Annotated in this window: 18 protein-coding genes; 1 reads left to right on the top strand and 17 read right to left on the bottom strand. The window is 44.9% G+C overall.

The window, feature by feature from the left end; translation table 11 throughout:
* Positions 1-19 precede the first annotated feature (19 nt).
* Positions 20-994 (bottom strand): DUF1852 domain-containing protein, encoded by a 975-nt coding sequence (locus QNM19_RS02940; protein ID WP_049863152.1) that lies wholly within the window; start codon positions 992-994, stop codon positions 20-22.
* 444 nt (positions 995-1,438) lie between these two features.
* Between QNM19_RS02940 and QNM19_RS02935 the strand changes: the two genes are divergently transcribed.
* Positions 1,439-2,248, top strand: coding sequence for a sulfite exporter TauE/SafE family protein (locus QNM19_RS02935; RefSeq protein WP_049863151.1), 810 nt, complete (start codon positions 1,439-1,441; stop codon positions 2,246-2,248).
* Positions 2,249-2,301: 53 nt separating this feature from the next.
* Here QNM19_RS02935 and QNM19_RS02930 read toward each other — a convergent pair whose 3' ends face one another.
* The 16 genes from QNM19_RS02930 to QNM19_RS02855 form a co-directional block, all read right to left on the bottom strand.
* Positions 2,302-3,261 (bottom strand): hypothetical protein, encoded by a 960-nt coding sequence (locus QNM19_RS02930; RefSeq protein ID WP_156202149.1) that lies wholly within the window; start codon positions 3,259-3,261, stop codon positions 2,302-2,304.
* 274 nt (positions 3,262-3,535) lie between these two features.
* A complete protein-coding gene (locus QNM19_RS02925; RefSeq protein WP_049863149.1) occupies positions 3,536-4,048 on the bottom strand; it encodes an EF-hand domain-containing protein in 513 nt (170 codons plus the stop codon).
* Between the two features lie 17 nt (positions 4,049-4,065).
* Complete coding sequence (locus QNM19_RS02920; RefSeq protein ID WP_082225319.1) at positions 4,066-5,160, bottom strand: YHYH protein; 1,095 nt, start codon at positions 5,158-5,160, stop codon at positions 4,066-4,068.
* 188 nt (positions 5,161-5,348) lie between these two features.
* Positions 5,349-5,786, bottom strand: coding sequence for a GNAT family N-acetyltransferase (locus tag QNM19_RS02915; protein WP_082225318.1), 438 nt, complete (start codon positions 5,784-5,786; stop codon positions 5,349-5,351).
* Between the two features lie 115 nt (positions 5,787-5,901).
* Complete coding sequence (locus QNM19_RS02910) at positions 5,902-6,663, bottom strand: DUF429 domain-containing protein (RefSeq protein WP_284026296.1); 762 nt, start codon at positions 6,661-6,663, stop codon at positions 5,902-5,904.
* Positions 6,664-6,710: 47 nt separating this feature from the next.
* Complete coding sequence (locus QNM19_RS02905) at positions 6,711-7,217, bottom strand: YfiR family protein (RefSeq protein ID WP_049863148.1); 507 nt, start codon at positions 7,215-7,217, stop codon at positions 6,711-6,713.
* On the bottom strand, positions 7,210-9,189 hold the full coding sequence (locus QNM19_RS02900) for a TonB-dependent receptor plug domain-containing protein (protein WP_049863147.1): 1,980 nt from the start codon (positions 9,187-9,189) through the stop codon (positions 7,210-7,212). Before QNM19_RS02900 ends, QNM19_RS02905 begins: the two co-directional genes overlap by 8 nt.
* On the bottom strand, positions 9,186-10,442 hold the full coding sequence (locus QNM19_RS02895; RefSeq protein WP_082225317.1) for a sensor domain-containing diguanylate cyclase: 1,257 nt from the start codon (positions 10,440-10,442) through the stop codon (positions 9,186-9,188). The genes QNM19_RS02900 and QNM19_RS02895 overlap by 4 nt, the downstream gene beginning before the upstream one ends.
* Positions 10,443-10,961: 519 nt before the next feature.
* Entirely contained in the window at positions 10,962-11,546 is a 585-nt protein-coding gene (locus tag QNM19_RS02890) for a TetR/AcrR family transcriptional regulator (RefSeq protein ID WP_049863144.1), read from the bottom strand.
* A complete protein-coding gene (locus QNM19_RS02885; RefSeq protein WP_049863143.1) occupies positions 11,497-11,931 on the bottom strand; it encodes a hypothetical protein in 435 nt (144 codons plus the stop codon). Before QNM19_RS02885 ends, QNM19_RS02890 begins: the two co-directional genes overlap by 50 nt.
* A gap of 336 nt (positions 11,932-12,267) precedes the next feature.
* Positions 12,268-13,005: a MaoC/PaaZ C-terminal domain-containing protein gene (locus QNM19_RS02880; protein WP_010384309.1), complete on the bottom strand. Its 738-nt coding sequence runs from the start codon at positions 13,003-13,005 to the stop codon at positions 12,268-12,270.
* A 299-nt stretch (positions 13,006-13,304) separates the two neighbouring features.
* A complete protein-coding gene (locus tag QNM19_RS02875; RefSeq protein ID WP_049863142.1) occupies positions 13,305-14,105 on the bottom strand; it encodes a carbohydrate-binding protein in 801 nt (266 codons plus the stop codon).
* Positions 14,106-14,593: 488 nt separating this feature from the next.
* Positions 14,594-15,478, bottom strand: coding sequence for a hypothetical protein (locus tag QNM19_RS02870; protein WP_284026295.1), 885 nt, complete (start codon positions 15,476-15,478; stop codon positions 14,594-14,596).
* A gap of 283 nt (positions 15,479-15,761) precedes the next feature.
* A complete protein-coding gene (locus tag QNM19_RS02865; RefSeq protein ID WP_082225316.1) occupies positions 15,762-16,421 on the bottom strand; it encodes an NAD(P)H-binding protein in 660 nt (219 codons plus the stop codon).
* Positions 16,422-16,425: 4 nt separating this feature from the next.
* Positions 16,426-17,325 (bottom strand): alpha/beta hydrolase family protein, encoded by a 900-nt coding sequence (locus tag QNM19_RS02860; RefSeq protein WP_284026294.1) that lies wholly within the window; start codon positions 17,323-17,325, stop codon positions 16,426-16,428.
* Between the two features lie 91 nt (positions 17,326-17,416).
* On the bottom strand, positions 17,417-19,159 hold the full coding sequence (locus QNM19_RS02855; RefSeq protein WP_049863136.1) for a fatty acyl-AMP ligase: 1,743 nt from the start codon (positions 19,157-19,159) through the stop codon (positions 17,417-17,419).
* Positions 19,160-19,205: the final 46 nt, after the last annotated feature.

Raw genomic sequence — 19,205 nt, 5'->3', positions numbered from 1 at the left:
CATTTATTCTCGTTAACTATCAGGCGTAATTCGCCGACCACTGCTCAAGCACACTTTGGTAAGGTTTAATAAAGTGCTCATGGGCAAATTTTCCCTGCTCCACCGCCAGTCTGCTGCGTTCCTCGCGGTCATACACAATTTGCGTCAGTGAATGGTCGAGGTTTTTAAGATTTGGCTGGTAACGTTGACCTGCCACCGCATTGGCGTTGTATATCTCCGGGCGATAGATCTTCTGAAACGTTTCCATGGTGCTGATAGTGCTGATCAACTCCAGGTTAGTGTAGTCATTCAACAGATCGCCAAAGAAGTAGAATGCCAGCGGGGCAACACTATTTGGCGGCATAAAGTAGCGTACTTGCAGGCCCATTTTCTTAAAGTATTGCTCGGTCAGCGAGGACTCATTAGGCTCATACTCATAGCCCAGCACCGGATGATGATTTTCAGTTCTTTGGTAGATTTTGCTGTCTGACACGCTCAGGCAGATAACCGGCAGTTTTTTAAAGTTTTGTTTATAGGCGCTTGAGTTCACGAAATGTTTAAACAGTTTGCCGTGCAACTCACCAAAGCCTTCAGGAATACTAAACTGCGACTTACCTTTATTGTGGTCAAGCAGTACCACACTGAAGTCATAGTCTCGTACATACGATGAGAAGTTATTGCCGACTATGCCTTCGATGCGATCACCAGTTTTATGATCAATGATGTTGGTTTTCAGTACCTCAATCGATGGAAACGCTTCTTTGTCACCCGACACGTCGATATCTACCGAGATGATTTCCAGCTCAATGGCATAGCGATCTCCATTGGGGTTATCCCAGTTAGCCAGCGCATTGAAACGATTGTCGATCATCTTCAGTGCATTACGCAGGTTTGCCTGACGGCTTTCCCCTCTGGCCAGGTTTGCAAAGTTCGTGGTGATCCGTGTGCTGTCTGACGGATGGTAGTTTTCATCAAAAATGATGCTTTTAACTGTAAAAGTAAACTCGTTATTCATGGCGTTCTGGTATCCAATATTCTGTGATTAACCCAAATGTACAATGTGCTCTTCCCGGTGCAGCGCATGCACTTAGCCATCGTTAAGCTAGCCTGGCGTTTGGAGCAATTACATTGTTACCCGGACAAGCACTTGAAGAAAAACGGTTTAATTTCACCTAAAACTTGAGTTGTATTCATGGTTGTTGTGAAGCTCTGACATTTTGCAGGGGGAGCATGGAAAAATAGGGACAAAAACACCTAGAAATAAAAACATCTAGCCATCTAGATGCTTAAATTGAATTTACTTCAAGTAAAACGTGAGGAATATTCAAAACTTATCTGAAAAGGCACAGACATTATCTTGATATACTCGCTCAGAACGTGGCGAACCGGTTGCCAGCTGGCTAACCGTCGATACACTCGCCATCCGTCTAACCCCACATAATATAATGAGAAAAACGGAATGAGTGACTTGTTGTTATTGATAGCATGCTGCGCCTTGTTAGGCAGCGGTGTTGGTTTTCTGGCCGGGCTCCTTGGCATTGGTGGTGGGCTGGTGATTGTCCCGGTCCTGAGCAGTATTTTGCTGTATTTTGCGGTCCTGCCTGCTGAGCAGGTGATCGTTGCCGCCATCGCCACCTCCTTGGCCTCTATTCTGTTTACTTCTACTTCATCAGCCATCGCCCACCATAAAAATGGCAATGTGCCCTGGGAACTTGCCCCCTGGATTATGACCGGAGTTGCGCTGGGTGCGCTGATCAGTGGTTTTTTAGCCACCATGTTACCCGAGCAAATCGTACGCTGGGTCTTCGCCGTCAGTGTGATTTTGATCGCTCTCAAAATGTTTTTTGGCAGTAATAAACCCGCATCAGACGAGCGTAGCATGCCAAACAAGGGACTGTTAACGGGGTTTACAACCATCACTGGCGGGCTCTCAGCCATGATTGGTATCGGTGGCGGTGCACTTCTGGTGCCCCTGCTGACGTTTTTCTCTATTGATATGAAAAAAGCCATTGGCTGTGCTTCAGCTTGCGGCATCGTGATAGCACTGTTTGGCTCTGTGGGTTACATCACGTCGGGCAGTGCACAGTTTGCCTTATCAGATGGGTTTGCCGGGTTTGTGTATTTACCCGCCCTATTGGGCATAGTGTGTACCTCGTGGTTTACCGCGCCATTAGGGGCGAAGTCTGTGCAACATTTGCCCGTTCCGACCATCAAGAAGCTATTTGCAGGCTTGTTGGTCGTGGTGGCCGGGAATATGATTGCCTTGTAGCCTCAGACAGCAGGCAGCTGCTTGGCTGCCTGCGAGTTTCTCACTTGCAACTATCAGAAATCAGGGAACAGGTTGCACGCTTTATCGGAGTATATATAACACGGGTTTTGGAATACCTTGTTACTCATACTGATGGTAAAGTCGCCGGACAGGTCAACATAGAACGACGCACCATCCATCTTTTGTACAGAAGAGGACATCTTGATGTACTTACCTGGCAACAAGCTGGTCAGTCTGTTTTTCACAGACACACCCAATGAACCAAATTTATCATCCGGAATTGCCTTGTCCAGCGAGAACATAGCCTTACTCCAGCCGTTCGTCTTTGAATTCAGATAGTCTTCAATCTTGTCACGAATAACGCCTTCAACTCGGCTATTGATGAAATTACTCAGCACAGGGACACTGATACCAAAGATCCTGGAATCAACATCCACATCTAAATGGAGCGGATCAACTTTAAGGTCATAGGCCTCGCCTTTCACAAAGTCATATTTTGCGTTAACAGAAATACGCTCAACCTTAACCGTTGCGTACGCGCTCGCAATCATTGAAGGGACATTTTTCAGGGTATATTTCGCTTTGGCGTAAAATCCAAAGCCATTCACATTGGCGAGGATCTCACCATTATGATTGGCCGTCAGGGTTGTCGACAGGCCACCTTTTAGTTCGAAGTTGGTGTACCTGTGTCTGAGCGAGCTGTTAATGCCATTTTTCAACTCGTCATCCAGCCTGGTTCTGAGTTCCGTCTCCAGTTGGTTGCGCAGTGAACGCTGTCGGGCAAGTACATCATAAACAGGGTTGTGAAGATCTGGCGACATGCGTACGCACTTTGACTGACTACCAGCACTGATCCAGAGTCTTTGCACTTCTTCTGATTCATGATAGCGGTTCATTTGAGAAGTGATCATAAAATCATCACACTCTCCGGGCACTGATGCCTGCGCATCTGTTACATAAGAGGCAGCAAGACTACTTACGAGCAGGGGTAAAACGAACTTAACGACTTTCACTGTCATTCTCCTTATATCATTTGTGATGTGAGTTCGAAGAAATGGTACACAGCGAAAAATCGCACAACAATTCAAAATGGGGACAAAAAAGCTCAAGTTTCATCAAGAAACATAAAGTTCGCCATATCTTGTAACAGGTCCTGCTTTCTTGCCACGGTTTTTAAGATTAACTATATGATTTATAAGAATAGAAAAAGAAACTGTGAGGCGCTGCTGCATGGCGAAATAAATGCAGCAGCCAACCCTCAATTGTAATCACTGCCCTTGAAATCCGTTAAAACACCTTAGCAGTAGGCTGCTTTGCTGTCAGGGTAAAGCGCTGCGTTAACCCCAGGCGTTTATATTTAGCACGCATGGCTAGCTGCTTTTCGTTGTTTTTGCCGTACAAGCCATTGTGAAACTGCAACCCTTGCTGGTGATCAACGCCAACAAATTTGCCCATCACCACGATTTGATCAATTTCTTTCTCGTCGCCATGGTGTGCGGTTTGTGGTGACAGCATCAAACCTTCGATGTGCTTTTGAGTCTCTCCCTGGGTCATAAAAACCTGTGCCTGGATGGCTTTAAAAAGCGTATTATGAGCCTGTTTAAACTCCTCGACTGACAAATGGCCATTCTTATCGGTATCCGCCTTTGGAAAACTTAATGGGTCGATGGCCACCACCAGATAGGCACCTGACTCGTCAAAGTTCAGTGTGCCCTGCTCGGCCACCATTAAATGTGCATGGGCTACGCTGTTGAGTGAAAGGCCTGCGGCCATCAGTAAACCTGTGATGAAATTGTGCATGCTTAAACCTCCGCTGACTACAACTGACCTTTGACACAACGCTGAAAATACGGGTAAGTATCGGTGGCATAGTAATGATAGATACCCTGAGGGAACTCAGGCGTTACACCATAACGGCCATTACATTCATCAAGGTCACCACTGCCTGCCACATATTCCCAGTCCTGTGCAAACGTCCCTAAGGCGTAAACTGATGTGGCTGGCCGACTACTGCTGACGTTTTGTACCAATTGATAGCTGCCCGTCATCACCTTTAGGGCCGACCCTGCGTCTTGTGCATCACTGAAACCATACCGGGCATAAATGGGAAAACCGTCAGCTGCCCAGCCAATCAGGGTCATACTGGACTCTGAACCACCGCGCATCGCAATAAAGCCTTCCGGCATACCATGATAATGATACGAACCATTAGGCTGAACGTGGGCGTTGTTGTCGTCGGTGCCAAAGTCAAAGCTCGTCTGACCAAGCGCTTCTATATGCCAGTTACCTGTGTTACCGACCAAGCTACAACTGTTGCCCGAGTCGTCGCAGGAACCCGCAGTATTCGCATCAATCTTAACGCCGTTCAGCACATAACCCGTTGCCCCTCTTGGTCCCCCCAGAGTCGATACCGTGTCTGACTGTTCGGGTGTGAGGGTGTAACTGACTGACACCGCCGTTTCGCTGATGGTGTTGGGGTTTCCCGGGTTAGGAAAGGTGCCGGTCTGATGATCGGGGATGCCATTCGCAGTGAGTTGCCGGGTGGTGCCTGTGCAACTCCAGTCAGCATTGCTAGTCATTTGCACCGACGCTGAGTCATTGAACTCATTATAAAAGTAATCACACAGTACTCCGTCAGTCGAGTCCGACGTCAAGGCCGTGCCTGTGTCTGTATTCAACTCGGGGGCTTCTGACCCTGAATCATCAGAGCCGGTGCTACTATCGCCCGTATTGTCTGTCGTACTATCGCTTACTGTTGCTGAGCCTGAACTGCTGCCACTGACCTCACCGCTTGGTGAACTCGACTGTACCTGAGTACTGCTGTCATCCCCAGACCCTGAACCACCGCATGCGGACAACATCCACACCGATATCCACACTGCCAACAACGACCTTTTATGCACTGTATTCATACTAATCACTCCCACAGAGCTGAACATCTGATAGCCTTTGCTGCTATCTCTGATCTCACTATATGAGTGGATTGTGCAAACACCGCGCAAAGAACGTGCAAATACTGTGCAAGGTAAAAACACTGCACTGCCAGCCAACCAGCAGCCGACGAACAAACATGGAGCCAGGCATCCAGTGAGGCAAAATGTTAGAGTAATTTTTCCATTAGCAGTAGCGGCTTGCCCTGATACTCGCTGCGATCAAACTGATCGTATCCCTGCTTTTGATAAATATGGATCCCTCGGGTATTTTCGGTAAACACATCCAACCAAATACGTTTACGTCCCAACTCATTGACGCAATAGTGTTCCATGCAACGCATTGCGTGTTGGCCAATACCACGACCCTTTTCGCTCACAACAATTCTGCGAAATTCCACACTGGTCGTATCATCCAGTGAAAGAATGATAAAGCCAACCAGGGTTTGGCGCTCGTAGATAGATAAATAAATAATCTGTGCTTGCGCCATCGCGGCAAGGTGTTGCTCTACGCTGCAGGGAATAATAAACCCGGCAGTATCATCCGCACTTTCCATCTCCACAAATCGCGCTATCTCTGCAATTTTTGATTCTTTTAACTCGATCACTAGACTTGCCTTAGAATGATTTCACATCTGAGTCTCTATCTGTTTATATATTTAAGGGTACGAGTTTGACCACTGCCAACTAGCCCAATGGGATAACGCTCCCCTGTAACAGATATTATGCACACGTTTCCTGGCTGGGTGGCGACCACGAAATACATGATATTTGCGGCACCCAGATATACCCTTGCTTGTCGCAGCCATAGGTCATCCCCTGGGCATTTATCTGATACAGCCCGGCAATGTACAAACAAAAGATGGCATCCAGTGCGTCTTCATTACTTTTAAGGGCCTGCCCGCTTAACGATTCAATATAGCTCTCAGACAAGATATAAGAGAATGGCTCTGGTACCTGAAGTGCCAAAACCTTAGAGGAAGCGAGCTGTGCAATTAAACTGGCCAGCGCTGTCTGACCGGCTTTTCGCGTAGCCACATCTCCTTTTTTATAAAGCAGCCTTTCGGGCAACTCAAAACACTCGATCATCGCAGGGTGTGGATAACACTCAATTTGCCATTGTGAATTAGCCAAATGCCCAAACCCAAGCTCCCGCAATGCCATAGAGAGTACAACACTTGACGCATCGGGATATAAGGTGGTGTTTGAGGTATGGCAAGACGCCTTTCGCGACCCATACTCTCTGCTGAGCTGTTTTTCACACTCCCGCTGACCGGTTTGATTTTCAATGATCAACGGCGCATCGATCGCAATACCTGTAAGCGATGGTTCGTTCGCGATGAACGCCATCACATCCGCGATCCCAAACAATGCAGGCTCTAAAGCCTCCAAAGACAAAACCCCCTGATCCAATTGCCCTATTGCCGCTGCGGATGGATTCTTTTCACTATGCCAGGCCAAATCGAGTCCCATCAACTTCATCATATTCTCCTTTACGCTTTGCTATTTTTATTTGTCGCGCTTTACCAGCTTCACCGTACCTCAGTGGCCAGCTTTAGTAAATGTGCACTGAAGTTCAGGCCACGCCGCTTTGCATCCGTCAGATTGACACGAAAACTGAGATTATTGGCATCAGCTATCAGGCCTATCATGGCCCCCTGACGAAACCCTTCACTGGTATCGGCCACCACCAACACCGGAGACTGCGCCAGATCTTCCAGCCAATACTGGGTTTGTTGGCGGTTTTGCTGGCTTAAAAACAAAATATCGCATTGCGCTACGTGCGCGTTGTCGGGCAGTTCAATGACTTCAGTATCATCGTCCACTTCCTGTTCGTGCAGCAGAGAATTAATGGCCTTAAATAGATCCGGGTTACCGACCACACAAAAGCTCAATTTATCGGGCGGAGGCGGCGGCCACTTACTGAACTGACTAAAACGATATACAAACGCCGCCTTGAGCTCGTTCTCACTCAGGTTCTGAGCCTTCCCCTCAGACCAAAACAATAACAAAAACATAGCAATGAGCAGCTTAATCATTGTTCCAGCCCCAGTTAACCGACAAGTGCACCTGACGACGACGCTGCAAATAAGGCACAAAACCGTCGTCGGTAATATCGAGTATTTCTTTGTCGGTGATATTCCTGACTCCCAGAGCAACGAATAAGTCCTCCTTGTTCTGCCAGTTTACACTGACATCATGGCTGGCAAAGCCCGGCAAATGACTGTCAAATGTTCTTCGTTTACTGACTGCATAAGAATTTAAACTCAATGTAAAGCCTGAGCGGCCAAGCGGTAGGCTAAAACGCACCTTACCGATAAACTCCGGCGAGTTGGCAATACCAAATCCGCCTTTTAGTCGTGAGCGCTGAATGGCTGTACTGGCGATCAGTGACATGCCGCTGGCCCAGCGTTTGTCTGCGCCAAACTCAAAACCATGACTGCGAATGGGCGGCGGATTAAAGTAGATTGGCCGGAAAAAATCCTGATGGATGAGATTGTCTATGTTGGCGTAGTACAACGTGCTAAACGACGACAGCGAATCGCTCCAGCGCTGTACCAGGCTGATTTCATTATAATCAATGGTTTCATTGTTCGGATTTGGCTCATTGAACACGTTGTTCGCATTTCTTTCGAGAAAGTTTGCGACTCTGAACGCCCGACTGTGACGTAATAGCAGGTGGTGTCCCTCAGTGACACTGTATTTGGCTGTAAAACTGGGAGACCATCTGGCTGAACTAAAGTCAGAGTTATCATATCTCAGCGCCCACTGAAATTTGAATTTTGGGGTAATACGCCACAGATCCTGGACATACACGCCATAGCGATTTTCGTTACTTTTTTGCTCAAAATTAAACTGAGTTGGCAGGCTTGAGCGGGAACTAAACTCCTGCCGGTGGTCTTTTTGAAAGTCTATTCCCACCATAAACTCGTGATTTTCGAGCCCCAAAAAGACCAGCTGACCGTCTATATTGCTCCAGCGCCCCGAGTTCATTGGGCGGACAAACTCAAGCCCGCCATCAGGCAAAATAAGCGGAAAGTTACGGATCAGGTCATTACCATGGGTTGAGATATGAAAGTACGCTTCTATGTCATCCGATATAGTGTCATCAAAGGTTAGCGCCACAAAATAGGCTTCATTATCGAGCGTCTCTAGTTCCGGAGTCGTATTCACCGGCGCTCCCGAGCGCAGTACACTAAAACCATCAGGGAAACTGCGTTGGCGCCTTGAAGCCGCAGCTTGAAACTGAAAACTGCCACTTTGATGGCTGAACATCGCCCTGCTACTACTTTCTTTGTTCAAATGTTGCCAGGCCAGCAGTTCGGGCGGTGCGCCCGGTACAGGAAAGTCGATAGAGCGTAACTTAGAGCCGCTCAAAGAAAGCCAGCTATCCGCGCCGCCTTCTGAACGAAACCCGGCTGTAATCCGGCCATGCTGTGTTTCATCGTTGGTCACAGAGAACGCAGTGTTCAGACCGCGCAGCTTGCTGCTGGTTTTAGTGACTATGTTAATTACCCCAAGCAGCGCGTTGTTCCCATACAAAGCAGCGGATGCACCGGGGCTATACTCCACCCGCTCTATCAGCCCGACATCGACAAAATTTTCATACCCAACAAGCCCGGCATCCAAAAGGTTCTCGTTCATCCTGGTGCCATCCAGCAAAAACAAAAAGCGCGAATTAAAATCCCCGGGCCGGCCTATGCCCCTTGCGCCCAGATAGATGAAGGAGCTGTTATCCCGGGTCGTGATCCCTACAAACATGGCCAGAATGTCTGCCAGTGATTGCAAGTTGAATTGCCTGATATCCTTATCGGTGATCACGTGTGTTACAGCCATGCTGTCACTACTGGAGCGTTCAATTCTGGACCCCGCTGAAATTTGCGTATTACTGGGTAGCTGGTTGAGCTGCTGGTTCAGTAAGTCTTCCAGATCGGGGAGCGGGTCATTTTGCGCCTGAGCAGAGGCGCAGAGCATGTAAATCAACCCGGCGATAAGATACTGCTGTTTCATACTGGAGCCTGTTTGCTGAATACCTTGAAGTTATTTTTCCCGGCACGTTTAGCAGCATACATGGCGTCGTCGGCACAATTGAGCAGATCCATGGGTGCATCAGCATCCAGCGGCGTATAAGCAAGGCCTATACTGATCCCAATTGGCATCACAGTATCTTTGACCATAATGGGCCGGTTAATAATGGTGACAATCCGTGCGGCCAGTTTTTCGGCGTTTTCTGTCGATTCTATACTGGGCAGTAATAACGCAAACTCGTCACCACCCAGTCGGCAAAGCAGATCATCACTACGGATCATGGCGCTGATCCGGTTTCCAACCTCAATCAGGGTTTCATCACCAGCATCATGGCCATAATTGTCGTTAACGAACTTAAAGTTATCCAGATCAATAAACATCAGGCAGCTCAGCGGCCTGGGATTGCATCCCTCGCAGGTTATTTCTTTGAGTAACTGATTCAGGGCAACCCGGTTAGGTAAATTGGTGAGTGGGTCGGTGCGTACCATTTGTTTAAGCTGCTGACCCTGGGCTTGCTCTTGCTCTAGCTGCTGTTTCAGCTCAGCCTGAGAAATATCCACCCGCTTGAGTAACTCATTGAAGCTACGCGTTAAAATGCCTATTTCATCGTCCCGTATCACATTGGCACGCAACTGAAAGTTGTGTTCACTGGATACCCGCTGAGCCAGCTCCGACAAAGTGATCAGGGGCATCAGAGCCTGACGCTGCACACGTGCCAGCAAGAAAACAGAGCCCGTGAATAAGGCGGCGATCAGCAACGCCAACATAAGCACCAGTTGTAAATACCAATACATCATGCCGGTTAAGTCGAGCACCATAATCAGGTCGCCCTCAAGCTTGCCTTTGATTGACACCGGGTAATATAAGCGCATTCGCACGCCCTCGTACTCGCGCTGAGATTCAGTGCCAACCTGTTGATATAAAGACGAATACGGCACAAAACTAGGCTTGGCATACTCGCTAAAAACCTCACCTTTGGCATTACGTAAAGACACAAACAGCACATCTTTATTAATCCCGACTAACTCCAACTCTTTGCTGGCAGTATCTGCGTCATTAAAAACCAGCATAGGTACTACGTTATGCGCTAGCTGAGCAAGGTTAATTTCCGCGGTTTCCGCCTGACGGTCTCGGACCACAAACCACAGCAATATCGAGGTTAGCGAAAAGACCAATAGCATACTGCTTGCCATCACCGACAAGTTAAGCTGAGTTAATCTCTTTACAAGAGACATAGAAGGTAACGGCTCGCTCAAGTGCCCCCCAACAAACCAGACGACTGTATTGTCTTAATAAATATAGAAGACAGCTGTTCAAAAAACAGTAAGTGGCAGGTAATTAGGGAAATTTATTAAGTTTATTACAACAAACGAAAGGTCACAAAGTAGCGGCCAGATATGTTACTCAGTATTCAAAGTACCTGCGAAACAGGCTCAGAGACACAATACAACTTGATACGCTTTTCGCCGGCAAGCAGCGTGAGTGAGGTTTTCTGCAAGCGCTAGATTTGAGTTTAAACACAAGTTTATCTTGATTATCAATCATCAACGTCATGGATACTAGCAGGCTTGCTTATATCGCTCGCCAGCACGCAGAGGCAGCCCATATCCGTCTTTTCCCTCAACCCTCTCCAGCTTAATGTTATCCTCACCGGGGCCAGTTGTTATCAGGCGAATCGTTCCGTCATTAGCTTCTGGCGCGTTATCAACTTTCAATAAACTAAGACAGAGTCATTGAGCTACGAGAGTGAGTTTCTAACTTTTATATCGATTAATGAGGTTATCAAAAGCACGCCAAAAGTGCGTTTGTTCACTGTCTTCAAAATCAACCCATTTCAATTGCTGAGAACCCAGATACAATGAATAGAATTCAAATACAAAGTGTTTGGCATCTGTGTCCTGTTTAAAGTCGCCTTTTTCTATTGTTTGACTCACCAAGTTCTCAAGGAAAGAAAGTAACAAGGTTAAATCTCTTTTCAACTTGTCTCGTACAGGCCCGGGTTGATCATCAAATTCACTCGTAGCACTGATATAGATACAGGACTGGGCCTGTTGGCCATACCACTTCTGCCAGAGTTCAACCGTTTTAAGTAATCGATCAAAGGGGTCTTCAATATCATTCAGAGGCTCAATAACCTGTTCGCGAAAAACCTTATGGGCATACTCCAACACCGCGAGCTGTAAATTCTCTTTGGATTTGAAGTGGGCAAACAATCCGGACTTAGACATCTCAGTAGCCGCGGCTAAACTGCCTATCGTTAGATCGTTTAAGCTGGTGCCTGTGGCAATATTAAGCGCAGTTTCTAAAATTTGTTGGCGGGTTTGCTTGCCTTTTCTCATTCGATGCCTCGATGTGATTAAAATTAAGTAGGTCTATTAGTACACTCGATAAACAGGCAATGGCTGTTAACATTAGCGCGACAAAAGCTACGTTATGATTGACGGGTAAGTGATGAAAAATAGCTGAGTGTATAATGCCCCACCCCATCCCCAAATGGAATAATATACTGATAATTCTAACCTCTTTCACCTGTATCTGCTTTTCTTCAAAAAGCCAAAGCGCCAGGCTAAGTGTTAAGTAAGCAGCACCTAACAGCCGTACAAACATTGGAGAACCCAAAGCATTCAGTCCCAAACCTTCCAGTAGCTGCATTGGAAAGAATGTGAATGGTATCGCCCAAAATATAACCAGCAGTCGTGCAGATAGTTTTAGTCTTGAAGTCATTTCGGTGTTTCCTTTTTTTTAGATAATAGCACGAACGTTCGTTAATACAACTAAAAAATTGACGGAAACTTAATCAAAATTGTCCAGCGTCACCTGAAGTACTTAATCGCCTCGCTACAAGGCTAAGAATAGGGTCTGATAGATGCCACAGAGCGCATTGCACCGGGAGGATAAGGGAAGCAAAACTTGATAGGCTGACATTGATAAACAGTCTCTTAAAGCCCAGCAAGCTCCAGACATAAACCAATCTTGAACAATTGACACACACATTAAGCAAAAACAAAGATTGGAGCCTGACTATCGCTCAGATACCTGATAACACTTATCAGCAAGGTATTAAAGTGACAGCCAGTGGCCCGTCAAATGTTGTTGCAACAAATTGTTTGAATACATGCTAAATTTTCCCTGGTTTTGTTCTGACTGATGAGAAAAGATAATCTCAGCAGGCAAAAGTATGGGGTTTTTAAACTTTACATGTGCCTCAAAAGCGGGCGGAAGTACATCAGACAAAGCAGATAAAGCCCTGCCTTTACTCCACATGCCATGAATAATATGCCTTTGAAAACCATATAACTTTGCAGTCAACGGATACAAATGGATCAGATTGTAATCACCTGATACTTTGGCGTAGTTGCGTCCCAGATTGTTGGCTAATGTCCAATTTTCTGTTGCCCCCTTTGGCTCAATGGGCTTTCTCAATGCCGGCATATTGCCACGGGCAATCGTCTGAACTTCTTGTCTGAGCAAATTTGTGCTTGCAGAGCGCCAAACGAGTTCATCCCCAACATACGCTTCTGTATTTAAGGTAAATTGCCATCCTCTTTTGTGAGAGATCAAATCAGATGAGTAACATTTAATATCGAGACTCTCATTAATATGGATCGGGCGTAGTTGACTTATAGTATTTTTTATATGCACTAATCCCATCAATGCGAAAGGAAAAGATTCTTCCAATACCAAAGACATCTGTAACGGAAACGCCATAATATGCACAAAAGTAGGCGGAAGTTGCTCACTTTTATTCCATCCAATCACCGAATTAAATTGCCGTAGTTTCTGTTCAGAAACTCTCATCCCTTGACACTTTAATACGGTTACTGGTAGTGAAGGAGCGCCTATAGCCACTGTTCGCTTGCAACTAGCCCGACCTAGCAAGCCTATCGTATTCGGTAGTGCTTCGGGTTCTATTAATAATGTTGAATTATCTGACACTATTCCTCATCTCCATTGATGCCAGGGATTAAGCCGGCCTTAACCAGATCTTTGTACGACACACAACTTCAAATATTAATATTTACAAATAAAACGCCATGGGTTTGTGCTGAACGTTTGGTGTTAAAGGGGCGTTCGTAACGCCCCTTTTTGGTCATAATTTATTGAAGCTTTTCCCAAGGCTCTCCTTGAGTGGAGTATTGCTTAGGATTCTGGTTGAAGTTCCACCATTTCGCGCGGTAACGCACACCCTCGTACACGACTTCGTCTCCACCAACATACTCCCGATCAGCCTGCCAGGTAGTGCCAACAGCGGAAATATCTGTCCATTGATTCGCTAAACAGATAACACTGTCAATTTCGCTGTCAGAAGACTTAGTGCCGTCTGCAAAATCACAGTAGTTTTCACTTTGCTTGTAAGCACCAATGATTCTTTGTGCAAACTGAATCGCTTGTTCCTTTGTGGGTATTGAACATGTACCGTCTTGCTTAACAACGGCCTCCCACTTCCAGTAACCTTTACTGAAATCCATGGGTCCACCACTGTTTACGTGCCAAAAGCTACTAGGTCGAGTCGCTCTGTCCAAAGTGGCCGCCGAGTAATCCGTTACCCACATATAGACCCGACGTGTTGCACCTAAATCTTTAAGCGTTTCGAATTCCTGAGGAAGGCTTACCAAAAACTCAGATAAAGCAGCATATGAAGATTCAGCACACGCCAGCGTGTTACCGGGGATCTCTACATTATGACCGTACGTATTAAGCTCTCCATAAAAACCCCATTGAACATGGTTCGGAAAGGCAAACTCTTCATAACCAAGTATAGGGAGGTATTCTGCTCCAGAGATTGTGTACCCTTTAATTTCAACTTTTTTCATATCACTTGCTTCAGCATGCGAGATGCCAGCAATCGGCAAAGATAAAAGCATAGCCATGGAGAGCATTTTATTTTTAATATTCATTGGAAAGTTCCTTAAACATAAACCCTTAGAAATAAATCATCTCAAGTGAAAAACCACTCACCCGTTTTTTATAATAAGCACCTGGCTTTCTTCACTTACAGGGATAACCCCCAAAAGAAAACCACGCACAATTTATAATACTTCTAAAACCAATCAATCGAGAAAGCTCTTAAAACCGACAACGCCTTTATTAAAAATCCATCAAGACCTGGAAGCTCGCTCCGAAATTTATTGCATCAACCGCACACACAACTGGCAATTGAGAAAAAGAAATAACCAACAAATAAAAACAACTTAAAAATCAAAAACAACAAAACCGCAAAAATCTAACAGCAAATAAAAACCTGCTTAATATAGACCAAAGACTTCTACTTAATTTTCAAAACATGTCATTTATAGCAAAGCCAGAAGTTAGCTTATTTTAAATAATTCCAGACCAACTCCAGCTGCATACTTAATTAGACAATCACTCATTAAATATATTATTTTTATTCTGGCTGTTCTAATGCGCCCCTGTTTGAAATAGAAGGGTCAATTTGACTTTTCCTTGTTCGGGAGTAAAGCAAAAGCGCAAAAGTGACAGTACATCCAATTAAGGAGAAGTACGTGAAGAATGAAACAACATGTGGGACTGATATGAAATCAGGGAGCCTGGCAAAGTCAAAACCTTGATAATTAATATCATATAAATAAAGTAACTTAGCATTAATGATCATCAAATGACTTGCCGTCAGGATTCTGGTATGGAAGAAGTCTCCTGATTTCATCGCCAAAACGACTGAAGAAAGGTGTAATATTGGCACAATGACCTTAGGGAGATAACTATTGTATTCAACAAGTAAAACACCTGATATCCAGAATAAGTATAATACTTGAAGTAGTTTTGGTTCATTCACTCCAAATATTAAAACTCTTGATGAGTCTGTGACCTTAGCGCTAAGCCCCTTAGTGTCTTTGAAAAAAAGAAGGATCCCCACAAAAAGCATGAAAGAATTCAACATCAAAAGGTAAACTTCTTTGGTATATTGAGCATAGATGAACCCGCCTACCTGTAAGAAGAACCATCCGCCAAACAGGAGCTTCAAACCCCTTTTAACATTCTCACCCAAATTGATTTTATGTGAAAACAACAATAGCAAGACAAATATATTAAAAACCGTCTCCAGCACAATCAATCGACGAGTGTAAAAGTCAGCATAATCAATAAATGGAATCAAAAGAATAGGAATACCAAGGACTATTAACACTTCATATTTAAAGCCCTTTCGCGCGAAGGCGAGAATTCCACTCAAATAAGCGTAGCTGACGATATAAACGATAGCCACGGAACAAAGAAAAAGAATAATTTGAGAGACCATTTGGTTTTCCAACATACCTACGTCCATTTCTTTTTATCTATTACACTCTTACTTCTAGCCTATTAAACATTTAAGCATTGAGTATTATTATTTATTTCATGCACCCATGGTTACATAAAAGGCAATTACTGTAAATAGTATAATTCACGAATCTTCATTAATAAATTAACACAAAAAATAATTAAAAATCACTTTAACTTACCAATTGACACTCCCCCTCTATCAGCAAAAAATAAAAATCGACCGGGATAATTTAAAAAGTATCAAATTAAAACTTATTACATTTATTTATAACTTATTATTTTACTAATCTAAAAACATCTTCCAATTCATAAATATGATAACCACCTTGGTTTTCTCGTGCAGCGTTGATCATGGCGCTTGCTACGCACCGGCCATCTATTGGACGATATTTTTTCATCCAGGGTATTAATGACAAAAACCCGAGTACTCCTATCAGGAGTGTTTCACCAATTCGCAGTGACTCCCGACTTCCACCTAACACAGAGGGTCTGATAATGCTGACCTTTTCAAATTTAAGCTTTTTGACTGCTGTATCTAGCTCACCTTTCATCCTTGAATAAAAGACAGCAGATTGAGTATCGGCGCCATAAGAAGACAACAAAACATAGTTTTTAACCCCGCTTTGGCAGGCCAGCTCAGCGACTCTATATTGCATATGAAAATCGACGTTGTACTGAGCAGCGCGCGTTTTTGCAATTTTAACCGTTGTTCCTAAACAAGAAAAAAGCACATCATAACCCTCGAACATGTTGTCATCGGGTAATTGATCAAAGTTCACAATACTCTGTGATAAACGAGGGTGGGAGATCCCCGTTGCCCGTCGTGCCAGGACTTTAACGTGCTCAATCGAACTATCTGCCAGCAATTGCTCAAGCAAGCTTTTTCCCACTAACCCGGTCGCACCAATAAGAATCACTTTCACATTAAATTCCAACTAGTTAGGCGTATAACTTGTGATAAAAAACAGCCAAGGATTCCGCAGATCTAATAATGCCACGATGCCCCAGGTTGTTTGTTTCTATCAGACTAGCCTCAGGCCATGCATCGACCAGCACTTCACTTTCAATTTTTTTGACATACGTATCATGATTGTCATGAATGGCTACTAACGGAATGGATATATGCTCGATATTTGCGTAACCACTGTAGGTATCCCAGCTACTATCACAAATACCGTATCTGTTCAGAACAACTTCCGAAAGGTGGCACTTCATTGCTTCAGATAAATTTAGTTGAGCTGATAGCTTTTCAAATATGCCGTAGAAACTGGACGGAGCACTGATAATGCCTATTCGCTGGACAGGCAGGCCAGACTTAACTGCGTTAACAGCCGCAAGCCCCCCGAAGCTGTATCCAATTATGCTTCCTATGCTATTGAACTTTTGATGGAGTTGTTGAATGCAGCCGACAAAGTCTAATAGATCTGATTGCTTACCTTCCGATTGACCATGAGCGACCGAATCAAATGCCAGCACGCAGTGATTTTTTTCCACAAGAAGCTTGATCAATGTCGAAAAATGAGAAGACTTCGATTCCCACCCGTGCACCAGAATCACGTCAGGCTGTTTCCCTCCCCATATGTAGTATTTACAGTCAATCCCGGGCTTTAAAGTAAACGTATCAGTGACATCAGCGGTTTTTAAGAACTGATCTTTAGGATCATTTTTTTTAACTCTGGGTTTAAAAATGAGGTCACCCATCATTTTCTTTGTGTAAGTTGGCAAGATAACCTCGGCCACTCTGACAAAGTTACGGAAGCATTTCAGAGTCAACCCGCCTTTGAACTCAGGTCCATCATATTGCTTATATGACAAAGAAATTCTATCTCTGTATTCCATCGTAGACATTCTCACTATACGTCTTTATAAAAATATACTGGCCACTCAGATAGCCCCTAAAAACACCTATTTTTTAAGGGCTTTAGCACACTTAGAGTGAAATATAACTGCCCTGCAGATAGTTGTTTTTCACTTGCAACCGCTTTACCTTGCCACTGGTTGTTTTCGGTATGGTGGATTGCTCCACAATGACAACCTCACCAGGGCGAATGGCATGTTGTTCAAAACACTGTGCGACTATCTGCTCTTTGAGTTCCTGTAACTCAACTTTTCTTTGCCAGGACCTTTCAATTTCCTGCACTATGATAAGTTGTTCACTGTCCTGATCGATGGAAATGGCAGCGCCACTATCGGCCCTCAATGCAGGCGATACAGATTGAACGGTGTTTTCAATGTCAGAGGGGAAATAGTTTTTTCCATTGACGATGATAAGCTCCTTCAGGCGTCCGGTAACAAATAGCTCTTTCCCGTCAAAGAACCCATAATCCCCGGTTCTTGCAAATGGCCCTCTACCGTCAGAGGTGTACGCCTGAAAAATATCTTCGGTTTCGACAGGCTTTTTCCAATACCCATCAGCAATACTCTCACCGGCAAGCCAAATCTCGCCTATTTGCTTTTCACCCAGTACTTTTTGCGAGGAGGGATCAACAATCAACACTTGGTTTTCAAGCACATCACCGGTACTGACCAGCTCCCGACTCTCATGGCCCGGTTCAGTGAGCATGACCTGATGAGACTGTAGCGCTGTTTTATCCACATTAACGGTTTTGTATGCTCTCCCGGAGTCACATCCGGAAATAAACAATGTGGCCTCCGCTAACCCATAACAGGGGTACATGGTTTCCTTTTTAAATCCGTAGCGGGAAAACACTGCGGCAAAGTCCTTAAGGGTTTGAGATTGGATTGGCTCTGCACCATTAAATGCCACTTGCCAGGAGGACAAATCAACGTCCTTCATTTGCTTTTCGTTATGATGCTTTAAACAAAGCTTATAGCTAAAGTTGGGGCCGCCACTCGATGTCGCACCGTAACGTGAAATCGCTTGTAACCAACGCATAGGTCGTCTTAAAAACGTCATTGGCGACATGATATTAGAGGTAAAACCCCCGTACAGAGGTTGTATAATTCCGCCAACGAGTCCCATATCATGAAAAGGTGGCAACCAACTCACTACCTCGGAGTTAGCTGTGTGCCCAAACTTTTTATAAATCACCCCGGAGTTATGCACCAGGTTGCGGTTAGGCACGATCACCCCCTTGGGGTTACCGGTTGAGCCAGACGTATATTGCAAAAACGCAATTTTTTGCGTGTCGATAGAGTGGCTCTGCCCGGCATATATACCCAGTTCATCTACCACGATGATGTCAAACGCATCCGGTGACAAATTTTCCTGTTTAAGCCAACTGAGCAAACGATCTTTGAGCGCAGAGTTTGTCAATATATAACGAGGCTTACAGTCATTGATTATTACGCGTAGCCTGATACTGTCCGAGTGAGATAACATCGGATACGCTGGTACAGCCGTCACACCGCCGTATAGACAGGCATAAAAGCTGGTGATGTAATCCAAACCTGACGGAAATACAAGCAGCGCACGATCAGCCTCTAGCCCCTCAGAAACCGGCGAAAAGCTTGCTGAAATCACTCGCATTCGTAGCAGCAACTCAGCGTAAGTTAACTCTTCATACTCATCCAGCCCATTGTGTAAAAACCGGTAAGCAACCATGTCTGGCTGATTTTCCCCTCGCCACTGACATATTTCGGCAACTGAATTGGCCGTCAACCCAATTTCAGAATGAGGAACATGATAAAAATCATCAGTATTTTGCGTCATTGTAATACGACCCTTTAAATAAATTGACCCAATGAAAAACACTCAG

Origin of the sequence: Pseudoalteromonas ardens, assembly GCF_030125445.1 — a bacterium.
In the GTDB taxonomy this organism is placed as follows: Bacteria; Pseudomonadota; Gammaproteobacteria; order Enterobacterales; family Alteromonadaceae; genus Pseudoalteromonas; species Pseudoalteromonas ardens.
The sequence above is the reverse complement of the archived record's forward strand: the minus strand, read 5'-3'. Positions and strand labels throughout refer to the sequence as shown.